Source organism: Pseudomonas sp. JY-Q (genome assembly GCF_001655295.1).
GTDB classification, from domain to species: Bacteria; Pseudomonadota; Gammaproteobacteria; order Pseudomonadales; family Pseudomonadaceae; genus Aquipseudomonas; species Aquipseudomonas alloputida.
In genome coordinates, this window is the sequence record NZ_CP011525.1 from 5723923 (window position 1) to 5748604 (window position 24682).

Genomic DNA, 24682 nt, shown 5'->3' on the forward strand with positions numbered 1-24682 from the left:
AGATTGTGGGCCTGCCTGTGAAGAAGCCGGCACAGGCATAACGCGCTACCATGGCCCCACGCCGCTTACCCTCCGGAGCCACCATGTCCCACCCCTTCGACACCCTCACCCCCGACCTGGTCCTGGACGCAGTGGAAAGTCTGGGCTTTCTCAGCGATGCGCGGGTGCTGGCGCTGAACAGCTACGAGAACCGCGTGTACCAGGTGGGCATCGAAGACGCGCAGCCGCTGATTGCCAAGTTCTACCGCCCAGGCCGCTGGAGCGATGCAGCCATCCTCGAAGAACACGCCTTCACGGCCGAACTCGCCGACTGTGAAGTCCCGGTGGTTGCGCCCCTGCAGCACGATGACCGCACCTTGTTCGAACACAAGGGCTTCCGCTTCACGCTGTTCCCCCGTCGCGGCGGCCACGCCCCCGAGCCTGGCAACCTCGACCAGTTGTATCGCCTGGGCCAGTTACTTGGCCGCCTGCATGCCGTGGGCGCCAGCAAGCCGTTCAAGCACCGCGAGGCACTGGCTGTGGACAACTTTGGCCACGCCTCGCTGAACACCTTGCTGGAGGGTAATTTTGTCCCGCGTGAACTGCTGCCGGCGTTCGAGTCCGTGGCCCGCGATCTGCTCAAGCGGGTGGAGGACATCTACGCTCGCACACCACACCAGCTCATCCGCCTGCACGGCGACCTGCACCCCGGCAACCTGATGCACCGTGACGACGTGTACCACGTGGTCGACCTCGACGATTGCCGCATGGGCCCAGCGGTGCAAGACCTGTGGATGATGCTGGCCGGCAACCGCGAGGAGCGCCTGGGGCAACTGGCCGAGCTGATCGACGGCTACAACGAGTTCCACGACTTCGACCCGCGCGAACTGGCCCTGATCGAGCCCCTGCGCGCCCTGCGCCAGCTGCACTATAGCGCCTGGCTGGCAAGGCGCTGGGACGACCCCGCGTTCCCGCCCAGCTTCCCTTGGTTTGGCCAGCCACGCTACTGGGGCGACCAGATTCTCGCCTTGCGCGAACAGATGGCGGCGCTGGATGAAGCACCGCTGAAATTGTTCTAGAAGCACGCCCGCCTCTGTCTACAATAGGCGTCGCTTTATTTAGCAACCTAAGCAAGGATTCTGCATGCACGCCGCAAACCCGCGTCGCGGATACATACTGGGCTTGAGCGCCTACATCATCTGGGGCCTTTTCCCCCTCTACTTCAAGGCAATCCAGAGCGTCCCGGCGGTGGAAATCATTGTCCACCGGGTGCTCTGGTCAGCACTGTTCGGCTCGCTGCTGCTACTGGTGTGGAAACACCCCGGCTGGTGGCGGGAACTGCGCAACAACCCGCGCCGGCTGGGCATCCTGGCACTGAGCGGGGCACTGATCGCCGGTAACTGGCTGACCTACGTGTGGTCGGTGAACAACGGCCGTATGCTCGAGGCCAGCCTGGGCTATTACATCAACCCGCTGATCAACGTACTGCTGGGCATGCTGATTCTTGGCGAGCGCCTGCGCCGCCTGCAATGGCTGGCGGTGGGCATGGCTGCCGTGGGTGTGGCGCAGCAGGTGTGGCAAGTGGGCAGCCTGCCGTGGGTGTCACTGGTGCTGGCGTTGAGCTTCGGCTTCTATGGGCTGATCCGTAAGCAGGCACCGGTGGCGGCACTGCCCGGCCTGGTGGTGGAAACCTGGATGCTGGTGCCGCTGGCCCTTGGCTGGCTGCTGCTGCACCCGGCCGCGATGAGTGCCCAGGGCGCGTTCTATACCAGCAGCGAGGCGCTGTGGCTGATGGCGGCCGGGCCGGTGACGCTGGTGCCGCTGGTATGCTTCAACGCCGCCGCACGGCACCTGCCGTACACCACGCTGGGCTTCCTGCAGTACCTGGCACCGACCTTGGTGCTGTTGCAGGCTGTAGTGCTGTTCGATGAGCATTTGTCGTCGAGCACCCTGGCGGCCTTCATGTTCATCTGGGCAGGTTTGGCGATTTACAGCGTCGATGCATGGCTGAACTTGCGCAAACGTAGCTGATCAGAAAACGATCAAAACTCTGCAGGCCATGTAGCGCCTGGCCTGCAGAGACATCTCCATAGGTTATCCACACCCTCGTCCCCGCGCTTTGTGCACAAGCTGCTGATAATTGAGCATTTTTTGAGCAAAACAGTACAAGGCACGTGATACCTGGGCTGGAGAGGTACACCCCCAGGTTATCCACAGGGCCTTCCCCGTGATATCGGGATAACCGCAGATGGCCGCTTCGCAACACAAGGCCGCCCCACATTTGTCCGGTGTACGCAGGACCGTGTGGGAGCGGCCTTGTGTCGCGATAGGGCCGCAAAGCGGCCCCGGCAATCGCTGATCAATCCTCTGCCCGCAGCTTCAACTCCACCATCAAGTCATCCGCCAGGCTCTCCAGCCGCTGCTGCAGTTCTTCCAGCGGCAAGGTCAACGGCAACGCCAGCAATGCGTCGGCGTGGAACAACGGCTCACTGCTCATCGGCGCCGGCTGCACGTCTGTGGAAAACCGCTCGACGTTTACCTGCAACTCGGCCAGCAAGCGGGTAATGTCCCGCACGATCCCCGGCCGGTCGTTACCCACCAGCTCCATGGCAATTGGCTTCCAGGTGCACGACGGCTCGATCCCGCTCTCGGCAATCAGCACGCGAATGTCATACCTGGCCAGCCCCTGCAGCGAGGCCACAAGCTCGGCGTAATTCTCTGCCGGCACCGCCACCCGCAGAATGCCAGCAAACTGCCCGGCCATACGCGACATGCGGCTTTCCAGCCAGTTACCACTGTGGTCGGCGATGCACTGGGCAATACGTTCGACCTGGCCGGCCTTGTCAGGGGCAATTACAGTCAGTACAAGATGATCCACAAGCCCTTCCTCGTGTCGGACCGCGCCGGGCGGCAGAAAATCGGGGGATCGAGTCAGTATAGGCAAGGCGCGGCAACCTGCCGCAGGGCAATCTGCACAGCCAATCGTGTACTGTTTCAAGATTTATCTGGAACAATCCACCTGTTTTTTGCGAACATACCCTCTCCCAGCGTGACCATACGCGACCAACGGGTCGCATAACGGCGCTTTTAGTCTGATTTTGCCCCGCCTACTGCTTCATGTAGTATCCCGTGGCGCGGACTACAAAACGTCGTTTGGATGTCTGCCAAGGCGCCTGTGAAAATACGCACACTGCCCGCCAGCCTGTCTGGCAGGCCGCACCCAGCCGCCCCCGAGCAAAACCGGGAGCATGCACTGGTGCCGTGTTTAGAGAAGCGCTACAGGCTTAATACAGAAGAGCGAAATAGCTGAGCAGAGTGAGGCAAGCAATGACTGGATACGTTCAAGTCGGTGGCCTTCAGGTCGCCAAGGTCCTGTACGACTTCGTGAACAACGAAGCCATCCCCGGGACCGGCATCGTCGCCGAGCAGTTCTGGGCGGGTGCAGAGAAGATCATCAATGACCTCGCTCCAAAGAACAAAGCCCTGCTCGCCAAGCGCGACGAGCTGCAAGCCAAGATCGACGCCTGGCACCAGGCACGCAAAGGCCAGGCCCACGACGCCGCAGCCTACAAAGCATTCCTCCAGGAAATCGGCTACCTGCTGCCACAAGCCGACGATTTCCAGGCCACCACCCAGAACGTGGACGAAGAAATCGCCCACATGGCCGGCCCACAACTGGTCGTTCCGGTGATGAACGCCCGCTTCGCCCTGAACGCCGCCAACGCCCGCTGGGGTTCGCTGTACGACGCCCTTTACGGCACCGACGCCATCAGCGATGAAGGCGGCGCCGAAAAAGGCCAGGGTTACAACAAGGTACGCGGCGACAAGGTCATCGCCTTCGCCCGCGCCTTCCTCGACGAAGCCGCGCCACTGGCCGCCGGCTCGCACGTTGACTCCACGGGCTACCGCATCGAAGGCGGCAAGCTGGTTGTTGCCTTGAAAGGCGGCAGCAACAGCGGCCTGCGCGACGATGCGCAACTGATCGGCTTCCACGGCGACGCCGCCGCGCCGACTGCCGTGTTGCTCAAGCACAACGGCCTGCACTTCGAAATCCAGGTCGATGCCAGCACCCCCGTCGGCAGCACCGACGCCGCTGGCGTCAAAGACATCCTGATGGAGTCGGCACTGACCACCATCATGGACTGCGAAGACTCGGTTGCAGCCGTAGACGCTGACGACAAAGTCATCGTCTACCGCAACTGGCTGGGCTTGATGAAAGGCGACCTGGCCGAAAGCGTGAGCAAGGGTGGCAAAACCTTCACCCGCACCATGAACCCGGACCGCGAGTACGCGGCGCCCAACGGCGGCAGCGTGACCCTGCACGGTCGTTCGTTGCTGTTCGTGCGCAACGTTGGCCACCTGATGACCAACCCGGCGATCCTCGATGCCCAAGGCAACGAAATCCCCGAAGGTATCCAGGACGGGCTGTTCACCAACCTGATCGCCCTGCACAACCTCAACGGCAACACCAGCCGCAAGAATACCCGCAGCGGCAGCGTGTACATCGTCAAGCCGAAGATGCACGGCCCTGAGGAAGTGGCCTTCGCCGCCGAGATCTTCAGCCAGGTCGAAGACCTGCTGGGCATGCCGCGCAACACCGTCAAGGTCGGCATCATGGACGAGGAACGCCGTACCACGGTCAACCTCAAATCCTGCATCAAGGCAGCCGCCGAGCGCGTGGCGTTCATCAACACCGGCTTCCTTGACCGCACTGGCGATGAAATCCACACCTCGATGGAAGCCGGCGCCGTGGTGCGCAAAGGTGCCATGAAGAACGAGAAGTGGATCGGCGCCTACGAAAACAACAACGTCGACGTTGGCCTGGCCACCGGCCTGCAAGGCCGTGCGCAGATCGGCAAAGGCATGTGGGCCATGCCTGACCTGATGGCCGCCATGCTCGAGCAGAAGATCGCCCACCCGCTGGCCGGTGCCAACACCGCTTGGGTACCGTCGCCAACTGCCGCCACCCTGCACGCCCTGCACTACCACAAGGTGGACGTACAGGCGCGCCAGCGTGAACTGGCTTCACGTACCCCGGCGTCGGTGGACGACATTCTGGCCATTCCGCTGGCTGCCGACACCAACTGGTCGGCCGAAGAGATCCGCAACGAGCTGGACAACAACGCCCAGGGCATTCTCGGCTACGTGGTGCGTTGGATCGACCAGGGCGTGGGTTGCTCGAAGGTGCCGGACATCAACAACGTCGGCCTGATGGAAGACCGTGCCACCCTGCGCATCTCTGCCCAGCTGCTGGCCAACTGGCTGCGCCACGGCGTGGTCAGCCAGGAGCAGGTGCTGGAAAGCCTCAAGCGCATGGCCGTGGTGGTCGATCAGCAGAACGCTGGCGACGCCCTGTACCGCCCGATGGCGCCGAACTTCGACGACAACGTGGCGTTCCAGGCGGCTGTGGAACTGGTGGTGGAAGGTGGCAAGCAACCGAACGGTTATACCGAACCGGTACTGCACCGCCGTCGCCGCGAGTTCAAGGCGCGTAACGGGTTGTAAGTAACATCTGCGCCAGGGGCCGTTTTGCGGCCCCCTCGGCGCATCAACCCATTTTCAGTTCTTTCCTCACCAGCTCCAACAGCTTGCCCAAATCCACCGGCTTGAGCAGGAAGTCCACCACCCCCAGGTGCATCACATCCACTGCCTCTTCCACATCGGTGTCACCCGACACCACAATGATCGACAACGCCGCCCGCTCCGACGCGCGAATTGTCCTGATCAAGTCCAGTCCACTTTCAGGCTGCATGCGCAAATCGGTAATCATCAACCCGATACGCTTCTGGTAGTGCAGGTACAACCTGGCTTCCTCGGCCCCATCCGCCCCCACCGCATCAATGCCCCGGCTTTTCAGGTACAGGATGAGCGCCTCACGGTTAACCGCGTTGTCATCCACCACCAGCACCAACGGTCTGGCTGCCACAGGCGCACTTTGGTTTATCACGGCCAAGGCCTCGCGCTCGGCGTCGCTCAGGATGTCGGTGTGCTCGGGCATGCTTGTCTCGTCAAAATAATTCCGCTTCAGCATTAGGACCGCATTACTTGCGTAACCCGTTTCGCCTTTCGTCGGGTCTTTGACAAGGGCGCTCATAGACTTACGTCCAATGGGCACCACCCCGCCGCAAGCCGACCATGGAGGCAGAGAACAACATGGCCGGTACCTATATATAGATATATATAGTTCGGCATAGCGATACGGTCAGTTTCATGAGCAAAAAGGACGCCTACAGCCAGGCGGGCAAGACAGCGGTACTGCAAAACATCCAAGGCACATTGCAGTTCCTGCAGCGCTTTCCGCCGTTCAATCAGATGGAGCACAGCCACCTGGCCTTCTTGGTCGAGCAGTGCCAGCTGCGCTTCTACGCCTGCGGTGAAAGCATCGTCAAACCTGCCGACGGGCCGGTCGAGCACTTCTACATCGTCAAGCAGGGCCGCGTGGTTGGCGAGCGCCAGCACCTGGCCAAACCGGGTGTCGAAACCACGTTCGAGATCACCAGCGGGGAGTGCTTCCCGCTGGCAGCCCTGCTGGGTGAGCGGGCAACCCGCACCGAGCACCTGGCCGGGGAAGACACCTTCTGCCTGCAACTGAACAAGGCCGCATTCATCCGCGTGTTCTCGATGTCTGAAGTGTTTCGGGATTTTGCCCTGCGCGGTGTCAGCAGCCTGCTTGATCAGGTCAATCAGCAAGTACGCCAGCGCGCGGTGGAAACCCTCGGCACCCAATACTCGCTGAACACCCCCCTGGGTGAACTGGCCATGCGTCACCCGGTGGTGTGCAGCGCCCATACGCCCCTGCGCGAAGCCGTGCGGCTGATGCACGAGCAACAGGTGGGCAGCATCGTGGTGGTCGACCCGCAGCGCTACCCCATCGGTATCTTCACCTTGCGCGACCTGCGCCAGGTGGTGGCGACAGTAGATGCCGACCTGGGCGCCGCCATCGACCGGCACATGACCGCCAAACCGTTCTACCTCCCACCCCAGGCCAGCGCCTTCGATGCCGCCATGGCCATGACCGAGCGGCATATTGCCCATGTCTGCCTGGTGGAAAACGGACGCCTGTGCGGCGTGGTTTCCGAGCGCGACCTGTTCTCCCTGCAACGGGTCGATCTGGTTCACCTGGCGCGCACCATACGCCATGCACCACGCCTGGATACGCTGGTTTCGCTGCGCGGCGAAATCAGCCAGCTTGTAGAACGCATGCTGGCCCATGGCGCATCGTCGACGCAGATCACCCAGATCATTACCTTGCTCAACGACCATACCGTGTGCCGGGTCATCGAACTGGCCCTGGCCGAACGTGGCGACCCGGGCGTGCCGTTCAGCTGGCTGTGCTTTGGCAGCGAAGGGCGACGCGAGCAGACCCTGCACACCGACCAGGACAACGGCATCCTCTTCGAAGCAGTCGACAGCGCCGAGGCCGACGCGATCCGCGCTCGCCTGCTGCCGCTGGCGCAATACATCAACCAATGCCTGGCCCAGTGCGGTTTCACCCTGTGCATGGGTAACGTCATGGCCGGCAACCCCGAACTGTGCCTGTCGCGCAGCGAGTGGGCGCGACGCTTTGCCGGGTTTGTTCGCGAAGCCAGCCCGGAGAACCTGTTGGGCTCGAGCATCTACTTCGACCTGCGTGTGGTGTGGGGCGACGAGCAAGGCTGCGAGCAGCTGCGCCAAGGCCTGCTGGCACAGGTAGCCGACAACCGCATCTTTCAGCGCATGATGGCTGACAACGCACTGCGCCAACGCCCGCCGGTGGGCCGGTTGCGCGAGTTCGTGCTGACACGCCAGGGCAACGACAAGGCGGCGACCCTCGACCTCAAGGTCCAGGGCCTGACGCCCTTCGTGGATGGTGCCCGTTTGCTGGCCCTGGCCAATGGCATAGCTGCCTGCAATACCCTGGAGCGCCTACGCCAACTGGTGGCCAAGGGCGTGATCGAGCCGTTGGACGGCGCCGCCTATGAAGAGGCCTACCACTTCATCCAGCAAACCCGCATGCAGCAGCACCAGCGCCAGATACGCGACAACCTGCCTTACTCCAACCGGGTCGACCCGGACAGCCTCAACCACCTGGACCGGCGCATCCTGCGCGAGTCGCTGCGCCAGGCCCAGCGCCTGCAAAGCAGCCTGGCCTTGAGGTACCAGTTGTGAGCCTGTTCGCCTGGCTGCGCCCCAGCGCGCCCGAGCTGGACCACGCCAAGCGCCAGCGCCTGGCCCGGTTGCCCAAGCCCGTGCCGCTGGGGGTATGTACCCTGCGTGAGCAGCGCTGGGTGGTGCTGGACCTGGAAACCAGCGGGCTCAACCCCAACCGTGATCAGGTACTGTCGATTGGGGCGGTGGCCATCGAGGACGGTGCCATCGACTTTGCCCAGCAGTTCGAACGCACATTGCACCGGCCTTTGCAGAAGACCAACGCCAGCGTACTGATCCACGGCTTGGGCCCCAGCGCATTGGCTGCCGGTTGCGACCCGGCCGAGGCCTTGCTGGATCTACTCGATTTCATTGGCAACAGCCCGGTGCTGGCGTTTCACGCGCCATTCGATCAGCGCATGCTGGCCCGTGCGCTGAAAGAGACCCTTGGGCATCGCTTGCAGTCAATGTTCCTCGACGTTGCCGAACTGGCACCGATGCTCAACCCAGACACGGTACTGCGCGAGGCCGGGCTGGATGACTGGGTGGCACGGTTTGGCTTGCAGGTTGAAGAACGCCATCATGCCAGTGCCGATGCCCAGGTGACCGCAGAGCTTGCGCTGATCCTGTTCAGCCAGGCCCGGCGCCAGCAGCTGGACAGCCCGCTGCAGCTAGAGCAACGGTTGCGCGGGTGGCGACGGCGCAAGATGCAGAGTCATGGTTTGTAAGGCGTGGGATTTGCAGCGCCGGTGAGATCGAGCGCCGCCCGTGCGGCGCATCGCGAGCAAGCTCGATCCCACCGGCGCCACATAACTCAAACCAAGCCCCATGATGGCAATCCGATAAGCGTCCATTGCACCCACCCCCTCCCCTCTGCAACAATCGAGAATAATTATCGTTAGTTAATGCATTCGTTCCGGGGGGACGCTGCTTGTCTTCTGCACAAAGCCCACACGCCGATCTGGTCGGTGCGCTGTACCGCGACCACCGCGGCTGGCTGCTCGCCTGGCTGCAACGCAGCATGGCCTGCCGCCAACGTGCCGAAGACCTGAGCCAGGACACCTTCGTGCGCCTGCTTGGTCGTGAGCAACTGGAGACACCCCGCGAACCCCGCGCGTTTCTGGCCGCCGTGGCCAAGGGGCTGATGTTCGACCACTTCCGTCGCACCGCGCTGGAACAAGCCTACCTGGCCGAGCTGGCATTGATCCCTGAAACCGAACAGCCCTCGCCAGAAATGCAGCACCTGATCCTTGAAGACCTCAAAGCCATCGACCGCCTGCTCGGCAAGCTGTCGAGCAAGGCTCGCGCGGCGTTTCTGCACAGCCGCCTGGACGGCATGGGCCATGCCGAGATTGCCGAGCGCCTTGGCGTTTCGGTGTCGCGGGTGCGCCAGTACATCGCCCAAGGGATGCGCCAGTGCTATGTAGCCCTGTATGGGGAGCCGACGTGAGCAACGTCCCGGTTTCGTCCCGGGTCCTGGAAGCCGCGATTGCCTGGAAACTCAGCCTCGGCGACAGCAGCAGCACGCCTGATGAGCGCAATGAATTCATGCGCTGGCATGCCGCCAGCGAAGAGCACGCACGTGCCTGGCGCCAGCTCGGCGCCATGGACCAACGCGTTAGCGCGGCGGCTGGCCCGGCACGCCAGGCGCTGCTGCAATCACGCGCCAGCCTGCGGCGACGCATTGGCAAGGTTGGCGGCGGGCTGGCTGGCACGTTTCTGCTCGGCGCGCTGCTGGCATGGGGCGGCGCCCCGTCGCTGGCACCCAGCTACTGGCTGGCTGACCAGCGCACCGCCACGGGAGAGTTGCGTACCTTGCGCCTGGAAGACGGCACACTGCTGAGCCTGAACACCCACACCGCCGTGGACATCGACTACGCCGGCGCGCAACGGGTGATCGTGCTGCACCAAGGCGAAATCTCGGTCGAAACCGGCCACCAGGACTCGCGCCCGCTGCTGGTACGCACTGAGGACGGTCGTTTGCGGCCACTGGGCACACGCTTCCTGGTGCGCCGCGAAGCCGGCGGTACGCGCCTGGAAGTGCTGCAAGCCTCGGTCGCCGCCATGCCGCATAACAGCGGCGACGAACAGGTGCTGCGCGAAGGCCAGCAGGTGTTGATGAACGCCAACGGCCTCGGCGAGGTTGGCACGGTGCCTGCCGGTGCCGATGCCTGGACCCGCGGCATGCTGGTGGTCGACAACGTACGCCTGGGCGACCTGCTCGCCACACTGGGCCAGTACCGCAGCGGCTACCTCGGGGTGGATGCCAAGGTCGCCGACCTGCGTGTGACCGGCAGCTTCCCGCTGACCAACACCGACCTGGCGCTGGCCTCGCTGGTGCCGGCGTTGCCGGTGAAGATCGAGCGGCATACGCAGTGGTGGGTGAACGTCACTTCCAAATAGGCCGGGCCTGCTGACCAAATTCCACCCGCCGCTCACCGTTGCCGCCACCACCGTATTCGCGGGTAAACCCGCTCCTACCACGGTGGTGGGCACACATCACGGTCGGCGTAGGAGCGGGTTCACCCGCGAAGAGGCCGGGCCTGCTGGCCAATTTCCACCCGCCGTTCACTGTTGCCGCCACCACCGTATTCGCGGGTAAACCCGCTCCTACCACGGTGGTGGACACACATCACGGTCGTCGTAGGAGCGGGTTCACCCGCGAAGAGGCCGGTGCTGGCAAACCCCCTTTTAAATAATTCTCAATATTTTTCAGATTCACCCTGTCACTTTTCAGATCTCGCTCGGCAAGGAAGCAGCAAGCACTTACCCGTCGAGGAACCGCCGCATGTCCCGTGCCGTTGATCATATTCTGCGCCCCAGCCTGATGGCCCTGGCCATCGGCCTGGCTGCCCCGCTGACCAGCCCTGCCTTGTTCGCCGCCGAGCAATCCATGTCGCGCGCCTACAACCTGCCCAGCGCGCCACTGGCCACCACCCTCAACCAGATCGCCAGCCAGGCCGGCATTGCCTTGGCCATCGACCCGGCACTGGTCAGCGGACGCACCTCGGCCCCGGTAAGCGGCCAATACGACGGCCTGGGCGCCCTGCAAGCCGCCCTGAGCGGTACCGGCCTGCAGTTGCAGCAGAGCAGTGCGGGCAGCTACAGCCTGGTGGCCGTGCCGGATGGCACACTGGCCTTGCCGGAAACCACCGTGAATGCCACCAGCGCCAGCGAAAGCGCCTGGGGCCCGGTTGAAGGCTACGTGGCCAAGCGCACCGCTGCTGGCACCAAGACTGACACGGCACTTGTGGAAGTCCCCCGCTCCATCTCTGTCGCCACCCGCGAGCAAATGAAAGACCGCGGTGTACACAGCCTGGATGATGCAGTGCGCTACATGCCAGGCATCGTCTCTGCCAGCTTCGGCAGCGATACGCGGTATGACTGGATGCGCGTGCGCGGCTTCGAGCCAACACAATTTCTAGATGGGCTACCGCTGCCACGCGGCGTGTATGCCAACCCGAAAGCCGAAACCTGGAACCTCGACCGCCTCGCCCTGCTGCGCGGCCCGGCCTCTTCGATCTACGGCCAGACCCCACCTGGCGGCCTGCTGGACATGGTCAGCCGCCGTCCGCAAGCGGAAAGCGCTCACGAAATCGAGCTTCAATACGGCAGCGACAACCATCGCCAGATCAACTTCGCCAGCACCGGCAAGATCGACGATGAAGGTCGCTTTCTCTATGGCGTCAGTGGCGTTATCCGTGACAGTGGCACCCAGATCGACCACATCGACAACAAGCGCTACAACATTGCCCCAAGCCTGACCTGGAACATTGACGAAGACACGACGCTGACCTTCCTGACCCAGTTCACCCGTGACGATACCGGTGCCACCAGCCAATTCCGGCCCATCCAGGGCACCAAGATCGACATGCCGTTCGGCAAGATCTCGCACCACAAGAACCTGGGTGACCCGGATTACGAGTTCTACGACCGTACTTACTACGCGCTGGGTTACGCCTTCGAACACCGCATCAACGACGTCTGGCAGTTCCGCCAGAACCTGCGCTACACCAAGTCAGACCTGTCGTTCCAGACCATCACCCCCTGGCAGTTACTACGAGCCCGGCGGCCCGGTCAAAGACGATGGCACTGTCAGCCGCATGTCCACCAACACCGATGAAGACATCAGCCAGTTCGCGGTGGACAACAACTTCCAGGCGGACTTCGCGACCGGGGACATCAACCACACGCTGTTGATCGGCCTGGACCACCAGCGCATCAACACCAACTACCTGTCGATCTTCGACTTCACCGTGCCGGACAGCAACGTCAACAACCCGGTCTACGGGCTGCCGATCACTCGCCCGGATCGCTCGACCGCGTTTTACGACTACAACCAGAAAACCCGTCAGACCGGCCTGTATGTGCAGGACCAGATGGCGCTTGGTAACTGGCGCCTGACCCTGGGCGGTCGTGAAGACTGGGTGCACACCGGCACCAAGTTCTTCAACCAGGGCGATGCCACCAATACCCAGCGGGACAAGAAGTTCAGCGGCAACGCAGCCATCAGCTACGTGTTCGACTCGGGCTTCGTGCCGTACCTGTCCTATGCCGAGTCGTTCCAGCCGTCCAGCAATGCCAGTGTGTCGGCCTCGGACTCGTTCAAGCCCACCGAAGGCAAACAGTGGGAGCTGGGCGTGAAGTATCAGCCGCCGGGGTCCAACACCCTGTTGTCGGCAGCCGTGTACGACCTGACTCAGAAAAACGTCTCGGTCACCAACACGGTCGGTGGTGTGACCATCACCAGCCAGACCGGTGAAGTGAAAGTCCGCGGCCTTGAACTGGAAGCGGTTTCCGATGTGACCGACAACCTGAAGGTGATTGCCGCCTACACCCTGGCCAAGTCCGAGGTGCAGGATGGCGATTTCAAAGGTAACCGCCTGCAACTGATGCCTAACCAGCAAGCGTCCATCTGGGGCGACTATACCTGGCACTCGGGCGTGCTCGACGGCTTCGGCATCGGCCTGGGCGCGCGTTATACCGGTAATACCTACGGCGACCAAGGCAATACCTACCTGGGCAAGGCCAAGGCCTACACCGTCTTCGACGGGTCGGTGCATTACGACCTGGGTCGCCTGAACGGCAGCCTGAAGGGCGCGTCGGTCGCGGTCACCGCCACCAACCTGCTGAACAAGGACTACCTCTCTACTTGTGACGCGTACTACTGCTACTACGGCGATGAGCGCAGCGTTGTCGCCAGCGCCACTTACAAGTTCTGAGTGAGCTGGGGCCGCCTTGCGGCCCCGGGTTCCAACCGACAACAATCGGTACCGTGATGAAGAGCCCCACCATCCGCCGCTGGTCCTTGATCCACACCTGGAGCAGCCTGGTCTGTACCCTGTTCCTGCTGTTGCTGGCAGTCACCGGCCTGCCGCTGATCTTCCACCACGAACTCGAACACCTGCTAGGCGACGCCCCTGAACTGCGTGAAATGCCGGCAGGCACCCCGCACCTCGACCTGCAGCAACTGGTGCTCAAGGCCGAACAACATCGCCCCGGCGAGGTCATGCAGTACTTCGGCTACGATGAAGACGAGCCCAACGGCGTGGTCGCCATTACCGCCGCCACCGCCGGCACCGACCCCAACCTGTCGCACACCTTCATGCTCGATGCACGCACCGGCGAGGCGGTGGCCATGCCGGCCGCCAACGGCGGTTTCATGATGGTGATGCTGCGCCTGCATGTGGACATGTTCGCAGGCCTGCCGGGCAAGCTGCTGCTGGCCTTCATGGGCGTATTGTTCATTGTCGCGATTGTCTCCGGCACCGTGCTCTATGCGCCGTTCATGCGCCGCCTGGAATTCGGCACCGTACGCCACAAGAAGTCCCGCCGCCTGCGCTGGCTCGACCTGCACAACCTGATCGGCGTGGTCACCCTGGCCTGGGCATTGACAGTGAGCGTGACCGGGGTAATCAGTGCCCTGTCCGACCTGGTCATCGCGGCCTGGCGCAACGACAGCCTGGCTGCGATGGTTGCCCCCTACCGCGACGCCCCGCCGCTCGTCGAGCGCGCCCCAGCCTCTCGCCTGCTGGAAATTGCCGAGCGGGCCGCACCCGGCATGCGCCCGGACTTCATCGCGTTTCCTGGCACGCGCTTCTCCAGCGAGCACCACTATGCGGTGTTCATGAACGGTGCCACCCACCTGAGTTCGCACCTGTTCACGCCGGTACTGATCGATGCTCGCACCCTTGAAGTGACTGCCGTCGGCAACCGTCCCTGGTACATGGATGCCATGGGCCTGTCGCAGCCACTGCATTTCGGCGATTACGGCGGGCGACCGATGCAGATCCTCTGGGCGTTAATGGACGTGCTGACAATCATCGTGCTCGGCAGCGGCCTCTACCTGTGGTGGGGCAAGCAGCGCAAACCCAGGGAGGCACGCGCATGAGCCACAGGTCGCAACCCACTGCGCGCCTCTTCGCCTGGCCAGTGTTGATTGCCCTGCTTGGCTTTCTGGGCCTGTTCGCCGCACTGCTCGGCGACGGTGGCTGGGACGTTCTGGCATGGGCCGGCCTGGGCCTGCCGGCCCTGCTGAGCCTGCGCGGGCTGCTCTGGCGTCGGGGGCGCTAGCCCGCTACCACCCCGCAACCGCAGGTATTGCCAAGCATGGGGTTTTCCTCAACCAAGGAACCGCCCCATGCGCCCCCTCGAACAACTGGAACAGATCGACCGACAAATCGGTGGCTTGCTCGACGGCCTTCCGACCCTCGACCTTCAACACCCCATCAACCCCGACACGCGCACCTGACTGCACGGCGAACTGGCCAGCTTCTGGACCACGGCCGATGAGCAAGGCGAAACCCCCAGACAAAAGCTGCTGGCACTGCGCAAGGCGCTGATGCTGGCCGAGGTTGAACTGCGCCTGGGCGACGAGACCTTGGGCTACCGCTCAGCCGATCAACTATGGGCCTGCCTGCAACAGCCACTACCCTCCCAGCGCAGGCATATGCCCCTGGCCAAAAGGCCACAGGTCTACCGCGTTCTGCTGGAAGGCCTACGGCCCAACTGGCGAAGCTACCTGCCAGGCACACTGATCATCGTTGCCGGTACCGCCGAAGGCCCTATGCTCACGCCTCAGGATGCCGCAGGCGCTGCTTTGCTGTGCAGCCTGTCACAAGGCATCGAGGCTTTCGACTCCCTGGGCGCACTGCACCAGGAGCTTTGCGAACGCCTGGAAGACCCACTCCAGAGCAGACCGCTGCTGCATCTGTACACTGACACGCAGGCGGACCGCGCTCGCCGGTCACAGCGCCTGCGCTATGACTGGTACGCCGACAGCCTGCTGGAGGCCCAGATCGACAGTGTGATAGAAGCCCAACGCCAACGCCTGAGTGACACCGGCTTGTGGAGCAACGGCTCACCCGACCAGCACACCCGAATACATAAAGCCCTGGCGCTATGGCCCGAAGTCGGCGCCAAACCCATCCTGCAAACACGCTACTCTCAATTGCTTGAGAAGAATCTGCCCAACTGGCTGCGCAATACATCTGCGCAAGGCCTGAGCCATATGATGCAGGCCATGCAAACGCTGGTGGCAATCGCCGAGCAGGCTGCTGCCCCGGGAGTGCTGAGCCTTAACGACTTCAAACAACGCAATAGCCTGCTGGCCTGGGCCAACGCACGCCTTCGCGAGCGCCTGAGCCATGACCTGGGGTACGACACAGATCCTCGCGAGATCAAGATCGTGGTCGTACGCGCCCGCCGCACGGGCGCCATCATGCATCCCTTCGCCCTCTCATCCTATGTCACCTATGTAGGCATGCGACGCGTGGGCCACGAGATGGTGGAGATGGTCGAGGAAATCAACACCCTCGAAGAGATCGCCCTCAAGAACTTGCCGTGGTTCGATACCGACTACTGGCTGACTGCCCGGGTGATCCATGCCCACGGCAAAGCCATGCCCGCCGGGCTCACGCCGCAGTATGTCAAGCACATGGTCCGGGAACTGAACGTGGGTGACAGCTACGCAAAGTACCTGCACACCCAACTGATCAGTTCCAGAGCAGGCAAATGGCGCCTGACTGCGCACAGCAAGGTCAACCATGCACGCATGCACGCTGAAGCCGTGAAGGCGCGCTACGCCGGACACTTTGGCGAAGACCCTTTCGAACATGGCTACAACTGGGTGCGCGCAGTGCTGGACCAACCACACAATGCCTTGCGTGCGCCAGTAGCAGGCTACCCGGTCACTGTTCGGCAGTTGAACATCATGGGCCATACCCTGCAGGGCGTGCTTCTGCTCAACAGCCTCCCCTACAAGTCTCCGGCATGCGTGCTGTACACCCCGGATGCCCCGGACCGCAGGGCCTGGCGCCGTTTTCGCACGACCCGCGAACTGCTTCGCACATTGCGCCAACAGCCCACGTTGAGAGCATACGTAGCCCAGCGCCTGCCATTGCTGCCTGCCGCCACGGTGGAGCGGCTGCTGGAGAAGGGTCGCATGAGCACACATTTGACGACACCCGAGATCAAGGACGACCTGTTCTTCGTCTACTACATGGCCGAAGCCCGGGCGCTGATCGCTCAGGCCGATGCCGAAAGCATGACGACCAGGGAAGTGAATGTGGAGTCGGTCATGGCGCTGAGCTGGCGCTTACTGGACTTCATCAGCCTGCTGCTGCCGAACCGTGCGCTGCTGGTGCTGTCGATCGGCCGCATGGCAATCGATATCTGGGACGGCGCCGAGGCCTTCAAGCAAGAGGATGTCGAAGGGGTGATACGGCATGCCTATCAGGCGCTTAGCCACATCAACGATGCGGGAACCAGTTTTCTGGGTTCCAGAGTGCTGCGCCGATCCCTGCGCGGGATCCCCAAACAACCGCCACTGCCGCTGCCCGCACGCCTCCAGGTACAACCGGGCAGCAGCAGCCTGCGCTATCGCATAGACGGTATCTACGGTGAAGGTGTCTACGAGCAAAGCTCGGCGTTTGGTGGGCAATCGCTGTACTTCGTCAAGGACAACGACAACCGCTATTACCGGGTCAGCTTCGACGGCTACCGCTGGCGAGCCATCGACCCTGACCAGCCAGATGCCTATCTGCAGCAACCGCTCAAGCGCAAAGCCGACGGGCAGTGGGTCATCGACTCACCGGTGCTCTGGTACGACGGGCTGCCCGACCTGACACAATTACTGCAGGACTGCTATCTGCAAACGCCTGTGGACGGCCTGCCGGTAAACATCGAACAAGGGCTTTTTCAAGCTGACGATCAGCTGTACCTGGCGCTCAAGGACGGGCAGTTGCCTGTGCGCCGCCACTTGCTGCCGGATCATTACCACTTGCAGATTGCCGTTGCCAGCAACGCCGGCGTGGTGCCGTGGGCGGTGCTGCGCCACGAAAACGGCCAGTGGCTGATACGCGTTCGTCAGGCAGGGCGCAGCAGTGACTGGCTGACGTTGCCAGATCAACCACCGCCGGCCCACTGACAGCCGGAACCGGCGGCCTCAGTCGACCAGTTTTGGCAACAGCCGGTCCAGCCGCTGATGCAAGGCACTGCCATTGGGCCAGTTGCGCAGCAGCCGCGCCCGGTCACGGGCATAGGCCGGGGCGAAGCTGAGCTGGGTGGCGTGCTGGCACATGGCATCGAGGTCGATCAGCGACCACTGGCCGTTGTGCCAGAACAGGTTATGGCCTTTGAAGTCACCGTGGCTGATGCGTTCGCGAATCAGCTGCTGCATCACGTGCACCAAAGCATCCACCTGCTCCTCGGGCGCATCGCCGCTTTCGACGTAGGGCGCGAAGCATGCCGTCAGGTCCGGGCCGTCGACATACTCGGTGACCAGGTAAGCACGGCTGCGCAGGCCCAGCACCCGCTGCTCCAGCACCGCGAGGGGGCGTGGCGTGGCGATGTCGAGGAATTCCAGGCGGTGGCCTTCAATCCAGGAATGCCAGGCCCGGCTCGGGCGCCAGAAGCGCTTGAACCAATGTGCGGTGTTCTTGATGTTGTAGCGCTTGATCACCAACGGGCGACCATTGACCTCGATGCGCGCCACGCTGGCAGCGCCACCGGTCTTGTACAAATGGCCCTTGTCGATCAGCGCATCGGCCTGCTCCAGTACTGGCTGCATGGCCTGGACCTCACTGCGGCGGATCGCCTGCAAACCCGAGAGGGTGCGCTGGACGCTGAACAGGCTGCACTCGCGGCCAGCCTTGTCCAGATAGTCCTTCTGCCGCCAGTGGCGCACCTTGTCCACCTGTTTCTGCAGGGCTTCCAGCGGCAACGCATGCTCGGCATTGGCCAGCAGGTAATGCACCAGCAGCTCTTCGATGAACGGCTCCAGGCGCTTGGGCAACTGGGCGAAGAACACCCCGAGGTTTTCCAGCACGCGTGGACGCGACAACTGCTGACCGGGTGTTTCCGCCCTGATGCCCGCACCGTCGATCAGGTACAGCTTGCCGGCATGGCGCAGCAGGTTGTCCAGGTGCAGGTCTTCCTGCCAAAGGCCTTGAGCGTGCATGTGCGCCACAGCCGTGAGCGCTTCGCCCAGTACCAGGTGCTGCTCGTCCGCCAGCACTGGCAGGTTTTCCACTGCGGCCCAGGCATCGGCCAGGCTTTGGGCACCGTCAAGGAACTCGAACAGCAGCCAGCCGCCCTCGCCTTCCTTGAGGCCGTCGGCCAGTAGCGTCGGTGTGGTCAGGCCTTGTTCGGCCAGCAACTTCACACCCTGCAGTTCGCGCTGGAAATGCCGCGCGGCGTTACCACCGACCAGCAGCTTCGCCAGCACCGGTGTGCCACGCCAGACACCAGCGCCCACATAACGCTGGCCCGGCAGCACACGCAGCAGGGTGAGCAGTTGCAAGTCGGCACTGCCGGCGGCATCAACCAACGTGATACTCAGGGGCAGCGTCGGGCTGCGCCCGGCATCCTTCAGTTCAGACAAACGCATCAGCGAGCCTCTTTTTCACGACGGCGTTGCGTCAGCCGTTGCAGCCAGGTGTCGACCAGCGCGCCGTCAGCCGGCTGCCCCAGGTAGGTCGCCAGCAAAGTACGTACATCCTGCACGCGCCAGGCCTGCGCGCGGCGCAGCAGCGGCTCCAGGTCCTTGAGGCGGTCACGCATGCCGAACAGCAGCGGCCGGGTCTTTTCCAGGTCGATCAATTGCGCGTCCCAACCCTCACGGCGTTGACGCAGGAAAATGTGCTTGGGGTAGAAGCAACCATGCACCTGGCCGGCGCTGTGCAGGGTGCGCGCCAGCTGACCGCAGGCCTGCAGGATGCCAGTGCGCTCGGCTTCACCCAACCGCGGCCACTGCGCCAGCAGGCTGTCGAGGTCGGCCCATTCGTCCAGAGCGCGGGTCATCAGGATAGCCCGGTGCTTGCCGCCCTGCTTGCGCTCGCCGTAGAACACCGCCTGCAATGCCGGAATGCGCAGCTTCTGGTAGCGACTGATGTTGCGGAATTCGCGGGCGAAGGTGGGCTCGCCGAACGGCCGGTGCAAGGTACGGGTCAGGTAGTCGCTCTGGCGCTTGAGGTAGTAGCCCTTGCCTTCGAGTTCCAGACGGAAGACGCTGCTCCAGCCACCACGGCCGGTGTTGGGTTCGTCCACAGCATCAAGTTGCAGCGCCCACAGTGCCTCGAAGTTGTCCAGGCCATGGCGCTTGAGCAGCGCGAGGTCCGCGCTGGCCAGGTAATCGGTCATTCCCTTCCCTCGAAAAAGCCCAGTACCCGATGAATGCGCTTCTTGTCACGCACATTCAGCCGGTCGCGGCCACGGTATTGCAGGTAGAAGCGCAGGCGCTGGGTAGCTGACAGGTGGTATTTGGCCACTTTGTCCAGGCATGCCAGGTCCTTGATCATCCGGTGGCGCCACATGAAACCGCGCCAGAAGTCGCCGGTGGGGCAGTCGATGAAGAATAGCGTGCCTTGGTCATCGACCAGCAGGTTGCGCCACTTCAGGTCGTTATGGGCAAAGCGGTGTTGGTGCATGACCCGGGTATGGCGCGCCAGTTGACGGCTGACATGGTCGACCCAGCTGCGGTCGGCCAAGCGCGCATCGTTGTTATCGGCCAGGGCCGACAGGTCTTCGGTGTGCGGCAGCTCACGGGTGATCATAGCGCCACGGCCAAAGGCCAGGCCGTTGCGCTCCAGGCCCCAGGCCACGACTTCGGCAGTGGGAATACCCCATTTGGCGAACTGCTTGAGGTTTTGCCATTCGGCCTTGATGCGTGGCCGCCCCAGGTACCGGCGCATGTGCTTGCCGGCCCCGGTGTAGCGCTTGACGTAGTAGTTGATCCCGTCACGCTCGATGCGTACCACCTCACTGAGCGGGTCGCGGGTCAGCCGTTCGCCCTGGAGGGCGAACACCGCGTCGAGGCTGCCGAAGTCCGCCGCCAGGTGTTCGTACCCCGGCGCCAGTGTCCAACTCGCCATCAGAGTGCGTCCCCATAGCGTTGCTTGCGATCGTAGAGTTTCTGGGCCTTGCGCTCCAACCAGGCGAGCAGCGCGGCTTCGTCCTTCAGCACCTGCCGCAGCGGACGCTGGAAGTAACCGCGCAGGAAGCGCAGCTTGTCGCGTTGGGTCAGGCCAATGTCCAGGGCCGAAAAGTACAGCGCAGCCAGGTCTTTGTCGCGCCAGCGGCGGCTGATTCTGGCACGGGTTTGCGCGCGGTGCAGGTCGATCACCGACAGTTTGAAGTCATCTGCCGTCACCGGTCGGTCGGTGTGCAGCAGAAAATGGCAGATGTAGCAATCACGGTGGTTGACCCCGGCGCGGTGCATCCCGCCGGTCATCTTCGCCACCTCGGCGATCAGTGCACGCTTCAGGCGCGGCTCAGGCGGCTGCTTGACCCAGTCGATGCTGAAGTCTTCCAGGCTGATGGTCGGCGCCAGCTCTTCAGTGATGATGAACGAGTGCTGCGCGGCCGGGTTGCTGCCACGCTCGCCATAGGCGACTGCGGTCATGGTAGGCACACCCACCTCATGCAGGCGCTGGATGGCCTTCCACTCCTGGCCGGCACCGAGCACCGGCAGCTTGGCGGTGAACAGGTTCTTGAAGATCTCGCCCCAGCCGATGCCACGGTGGATCTTGACGAAAAAGCCCTCGCCAGCCACTTCGGTGCGCAGCGTGCGGCGCCCTTCCAGCTCGCGATAGACCTCGCCTTGCAGCGCCTCCACGGCGTCGAAGGCATCACGCCCGGCCCACAGGCGTTTGAAGGGTTCGGCCAATATCAGCTTCATGCGGTTTTTTGCCCCAGGATCACGTCGGCAGCATGCTGCGGCATGCTGTACAGATCGGCGCTATCAGCAAATGCCAGGCCATTGCGCGACCAGCTGGCACGCGCCTGCGGGTCTTCGAGCATGCGCTGCAGATAGCCGTTGAGCTGATCTTGTTCGAACGGCTCGTCCAGCACCAGGCCGCTGTCGGCCTCGGCAATGTAGTGGGCATAACCGCACACCTTGGACACCAGCACCGGCAAGCCGGCGACCAACGCTTCGAGCAGCACCGTACCGGTATTCTCGTTGTACGCCGGGTGAATCAGCAGGTCGGCGCCCAGCAGGAAGCGCGGGATATCGCTGCGGCCCTTGAGGAACTGCACCTGGTCGCCCAGGCCCAGGGTAGCGCTTTGCAGCTGGAATACCTTGGGGTCGTCCTGGCCGATCACCATCAGCCTGGTGCGTTTGCGCAGGGTCGACGGCAGCGCGGCCAGTGCCTTGAGGCTGCGGTCCACGCCTTTGGTCTTGAAGCCTGAGCCAATCTGCACCAGCAGCAGGTCGTCATCCCCAAGATTGAATTCCTTGCGGAACTCGGCGCGGATCTCGGCGGCATTGGCCGGCGCACGGCGATCCTGGGAAATACCTGGCGGCAGCAGGTGGAAGCGTTCTACCGGGGTGCCGTAATGCTTGATGAACAGCGGCTGCTGCACTTCGGAAATCATCAGCACTTCGGTATGGGCGTCCTTGGCAAACACCGCACGCTCGTACTCGGCAAAGTGCCGGTAGCGGCCCCAGCGGCGGTACAGGCCACCGCGCAGGGTCTGCGCCTTGTCCTCGAAGCAGCCGTCGGCGGCGTAGTACACGTCCAGCCCCGGCATCTTGTTGAAGCCGATCAGGCGGTCGACCGGGCGCTTGGCCAGGTCGGCGGCCATCCAGGCGCTGAGCTTCTCGTTGCGGCGGTGGTTGAAGATCGCCTTCACCGGCGCCACCAGCACTTCGAAGCCCGGCGGAATGTCACCCTCCCAGATCAGCGTATACACACGGATCTGGTGGCCCCGCTTCTGGCATTCCAGGGCAATGCGCATGAAATCGCGCTGCAGCCCGCCGAAGGGGAAATATTTGTAAAGCACGAAAGCCAGTTGCATCAACGGACATCCTCAGCCAGCAGCAACGCGCTCAAGCGGCTCGCCACATGCTCGGGATTCAGGCGAGTGAAGCACAGTGGCCACTCGCGTTTCAGATCGAACCGGGCCAGGTCATCGGCGCTCGGTTTGTAGGTGCACTTCTTCTGCAGGCAGGGAGCGCAAGGCCAGTCACTGGCCTGGTGAATCTGGGTCCGTCCGTAGGCGCCAGTCAGGCCCGGGTTGGTTGGGCCAAACAGCGAAAGGGTGGGCACATCGAGTGCCGCCGCCAGGTGGCCAAGGCCGGTATCGACCGCCACGCAGGCCTTTGCCGCCGCCAGAACACGAGCGACGCCGGCAAGGTTCAATTTGGGGAGCACCTGGCAGTTGTTCAAGCCTTGGGCAATTCGCTCGGCCCGCGCCTTCTCAGCCGGATTACCCCAAGGCAGGCGCACTTCCAGCTTGCGCCGGCCCATGCGCTCGGCCAGTTCGCGCCAGTAGGCTTCGGGCCAATGCTTGGTCGCCCAGGTGGTGCCATGCAGGAACACCACATAGGGCGCAGCCGGGGGCAGTTGCAGGCGGTCGAGGTCCAGGCCGTAGTTGCCGATGCCTTCTGGCAGGTCATAGGCCAGGGCCATGGCAAACAGTTGGCGTACCCGCTCCACCGCGTGCTGGCCGGTAGCGACCGACAGAGGCCGGTCGTAGAAGCGGCTGGCCCAGCCTTCGCGCGCCGAGTAGCGGTCCAGGCCGGCTACGGGTGCCTTCACGTAACGGGTCAACCAGGCCGACTTGACCAGGCCCTGGGCGTCGATCACAAGGTCGTACTTGCGCTCGCGCACACGCTGCTTGAACGCCTTCCACTCGCCACTCTTGATGGTTTGCCAAAGGTTCTTGCGCCAGCGACGGATCGCCACCGGGATGACCTGGTCGACCGCGGGGTGCCAACTGGGGATTTCGGCGAAGCCTTCTTCCACCACCCAATCGAAACGGATGCCGGGAATGGCATGGGCGGCATCGGTAAGCGCCGGCAGGGTGTGGATGACATCCCCCAGCGAGGAGGTCTTGATGATCAGTACCCGCACTTAGTCGACCTCGGCCACGGTATCGATCAGGTCCGGTCCGCTGAGGCTGTGCAGGGCGGCAATCACTTTGCCCGGTTCCAGCAGACGCAGGCAATTGTAATGGCCGAAGCGACAGGTGCGGTCAAAGCACGGGCTGCACTCGATACCGGTGCGCACCACTTCCACCTGTTCGGCCAGCGGTGGGGTGAAGCCGGGTGAAGTCGAGCCGTACACCGCCACCAACGGACGGTTCAGCGCAGCGGCCACGTGCATCAGGCCGGAATCGTTGGACACCACGGCATGGGCGCAGGACATCAGGTCGATGGCCTCGGCCAGCGAGGTCTCACCGGCCAGGTTGGACGACTCTTCACGGAACCCCGGAATCAGCCGGTCGCGGATCTGCTCACCGACCGGGTGATCGTTCTTCGAGCCGAACAGCCACACTTGCCAGCCTTGGCGAATCATCGCATCGGCCACAGCGGCATAGTGCTCTGCCGGCCAGCGCTTGGCTTCGCCAAACTCGGCGCCAGGGCACAGCGCCAGTACCGGACGGTCCAGTTCCAGGCCGAACTTGGCCAGGGCGGCGTCACGGCTTTGCGCTTCGATCTGCAGGTTGGGGCGCGGGTATGGCTGCGGCAGCTCGGCGCCGGGTGCGTAAGCCAGGGCCATGAAGCGCTCGATCATCAGCGGATAGCGGGCCTTGTCCAGCTTGCGCACATCGTTCAGCAGGCCGAAGCGCATTTCACCGCGCCAGCCGGTGCGTTTGGGAATGCCGGCAAAAAAGGGCACCAGCGCCGACTTGAGCGAGTTGGGCAGCAGGATAGCCTGGTCGTACTGGCCGGCCAGGGACTTGCCGATGCGCCGACGTGTGGCCAGCTCCAGCGCGCCGTGACCGAGCGGGAAGCTCAAGGCCTGACGCACTTCAGGCATGCGTTCGAGGATCGGCCGGCTCCATTCAGGGGCCAGCACGTCGATCACGCAGTCGGGGTGCTGCTGTTTCAGGCACTGGAACAGGGTCTGCGCCATCACCATGTCGCCGACCCAGCTGGGGCCAATGATCAGTATTCTCATGCTTAGTCCAGAAACGCTCGGGGAGGCTACAGACTGCGGTACAGCCTGGCCTCCCCTCTTTATATTCAGGCTATGTGGCCGACAGTGTAACACCGGTGGTGAGGCATGAGCCTTTGGGGCTGCTTTGCAGCCCTTTCGCGACACAAGGCCGCTCCCACAAAAGGTACTGC

Annotated in this window: 18 protein-coding genes and 2 pseudogenes; 11 read left to right on the forward strand and 9 right to left on the reverse strand. The window is 63.2% G+C overall.

Going from position 1 to position 24682, the window contains the following annotated elements; translation table 11 throughout:
* Window positions 1-83: 83 nt before the first annotated feature.
* Together AA098_RS25785 and rarD are read left to right on the forward strand one after the other, a co-directional pair.
* Complete coding sequence (locus tag AA098_RS25785; RefSeq protein ID WP_003255617.1) at window positions 84-1058, forward strand: serine/threonine protein kinase; 975 nt, start codon at window positions 84-86, stop codon at window positions 1056-1058.
* Window positions 1059-1122: 64 nt separating this feature from the next.
* Entirely contained in the window at window positions 1123-2010 is an 888-nt protein-coding gene (gene rarD, locus AA098_RS25790; protein ID WP_003255619.1) for an EamA family transporter RarD, read from the forward strand.
* A gap of 328 nt (window positions 2011-2338) precedes the next feature.
* On the opposite strand, the gene AA098_RS25795 is transcribed toward rarD, so the two are convergent.
* Window positions 2339-2857, reverse strand: a complete 519-nt coding sequence (locus AA098_RS25795; protein WP_003255620.1) for a glycine cleavage system protein R — start codon at window positions 2855-2857, stop codon at window positions 2339-2341.
* Window positions 2858-3306: 449 nt separating this feature from the next.
* On the opposite strand from AA098_RS25795, the gene AA098_RS25800 reads away from it, so the two are divergent.
* Window positions 3307-5484, forward strand: coding sequence for a malate synthase G (locus AA098_RS25800; RefSeq protein ID WP_003255621.1), 2178 nt, complete (start codon window positions 3307-3309; stop codon window positions 5482-5484).
* A 43-nt stretch (window positions 5485-5527) separates the two neighbouring features.
* On the opposite strand, the gene AA098_RS25805 is transcribed toward AA098_RS25800, so the two are convergent.
* The gene (locus AA098_RS25805) at window positions 5528-6073 is read right to left on the reverse strand and encodes a response regulator (protein ID WP_033726058.1); all 546 of its coding nucleotides are present in this window, start codon (window positions 6071-6073) and stop codon (window positions 5528-5530) included.
* Window positions 6074-6189: 116 nt separating this feature from the next.
* Between AA098_RS25805 and AA098_RS25810 the strand changes: the two genes are divergently transcribed.
* The 8 genes and pseudogenes from AA098_RS25810 to AA098_RS25845 all read left to right on the forward strand — a co-directional run bounded on the left by AA098_RS25810 (window position 6190) and on the right by AA098_RS25845 (window position 17533).
* Window positions 6190-8127 carry a putative nucleotidyltransferase substrate binding domain-containing protein gene (locus AA098_RS25810; protein WP_004577115.1) on the forward strand — a complete coding sequence of 646 codons (1938 nt, stop codon included), beginning with the start codon at window positions 6190-6192 and terminating at the stop codon, window positions 8125-8127.
* The gene (locus AA098_RS25815; RefSeq protein ID WP_011953275.1) at window positions 8124-8834 is read left to right on the forward strand and encodes a PolC-type DNA polymerase III; all 711 of its coding nucleotides are present in this window, start codon (window positions 8124-8126) and stop codon (window positions 8832-8834) included. Before AA098_RS25810 ends, AA098_RS25815 begins: the two co-directional genes overlap by 4 nt.
* A 203-nt stretch (window positions 8835-9037) precedes the next feature.
* A complete protein-coding gene (locus AA098_RS25820; RefSeq protein WP_054888478.1) occupies window positions 9038-9556 on the forward strand; it encodes an RNA polymerase sigma factor in 519 nt (172 codons plus the stop codon).
* Entirely contained in the window at window positions 9553-10509 is a 957-nt protein-coding gene (locus tag AA098_RS25825) for a FecR domain-containing protein (RefSeq protein ID WP_003255630.1), read from the forward strand. Before AA098_RS25820 ends, AA098_RS25825 begins: the two co-directional genes overlap by 4 nt.
* A gap of 385 nt (window positions 10510-10894) precedes the next feature.
* Window positions 10895-13328: pseudogene (locus AA098_RS25830) on the forward strand (TonB-dependent siderophore receptor).
* 56 nt (window positions 13329-13384) lie between these two features.
* Entirely contained in the window at window positions 13385-14497 is a 1113-nt protein-coding gene (locus AA098_RS25835; RefSeq protein ID WP_064615092.1) for a PepSY domain-containing protein, read from the forward strand.
* Window positions 14494-14679 (forward strand): hypothetical protein, encoded by a 186-nt coding sequence (locus AA098_RS25840; protein WP_019750253.1) that lies wholly within the window; start codon window positions 14494-14496, stop codon window positions 14677-14679. Before AA098_RS25835 ends, AA098_RS25840 begins: the two co-directional genes overlap by 4 nt.
* A gap of 67 nt (window positions 14680-14746) precedes the next feature.
* Window positions 14747-17533: pseudogene (locus AA098_RS25845) on the forward strand (dermonecrotic toxin domain-containing protein).
* Between the two features lie 18 nt (window positions 17534-17551).
* Here AA098_RS25845 and AA098_RS25850 read toward each other — a convergent pair.
* Genes AA098_RS25850 through waaF form a run of 7 tightly spaced genes read right to left on the reverse strand, consistent with a single transcriptional unit; the run spans window position 17552 to window position 24512 of the window.
* Window positions 17552-18994: a lipopolysaccharide kinase InaA family protein gene (locus AA098_RS25850; protein WP_019750251.1), complete on the reverse strand. Its 1443-nt coding sequence runs from the start codon at window positions 18992-18994 to the stop codon at window positions 17552-17554.
* The gene (locus AA098_RS25855) at window positions 18994-19746 is read right to left on the reverse strand and encodes a lipopolysaccharide kinase InaA family protein (protein WP_003255640.1); all 753 of its coding nucleotides are present in this window, start codon (window positions 19744-19746) and stop codon (window positions 18994-18996) included. Before AA098_RS25855 ends, AA098_RS25850 begins: the two co-directional genes overlap by 1 nt.
* Window positions 19743-20477 carry a lipopolysaccharide kinase InaA family protein gene (locus AA098_RS25860; RefSeq protein ID WP_003255642.1) on the reverse strand — a complete coding sequence of 245 codons (735 nt, stop codon included), beginning with the start codon at window positions 20475-20477 and terminating at the stop codon, window positions 19743-19745. Before AA098_RS25860 ends, AA098_RS25855 begins: the two co-directional genes overlap by 4 nt.
* Window positions 20477-21283 carry a lipopolysaccharide core heptose(I) kinase RfaP gene (rfaP, locus tag AA098_RS25865; protein WP_003255644.1) on the reverse strand — a complete coding sequence of 269 codons (807 nt, stop codon included), beginning with the start codon at window positions 21281-21283 and terminating at the stop codon, window positions 20477-20479. Before rfaP ends, AA098_RS25860 begins: the two co-directional genes overlap by 1 nt.
* Window positions 21280-22404, reverse strand: a complete 1125-nt coding sequence (locus AA098_RS25870; RefSeq protein ID WP_064615093.1) for a glycosyltransferase family 4 protein — start codon at window positions 22402-22404, stop codon at window positions 21280-21282. Before AA098_RS25870 ends, rfaP begins: the two co-directional genes overlap by 4 nt.
* Window positions 22404-23462, reverse strand: a complete 1059-nt coding sequence (gene waaC, locus AA098_RS25875) for a lipopolysaccharide heptosyltransferase I (RefSeq protein ID WP_003255648.1) — start codon at window positions 23460-23462, stop codon at window positions 22404-22406. Before waaC ends, AA098_RS25870 begins: the two co-directional genes overlap by 1 nt.
* Window positions 23463-24512 (reverse strand): lipopolysaccharide heptosyltransferase II, encoded by a 1050-nt coding sequence (gene waaF / locus AA098_RS25880; RefSeq protein ID WP_003255649.1) that lies wholly within the window; start codon window positions 24510-24512, stop codon window positions 23463-23465.
* Between the last annotated feature and the right edge of the window lie 170 nt (window positions 24513-24682).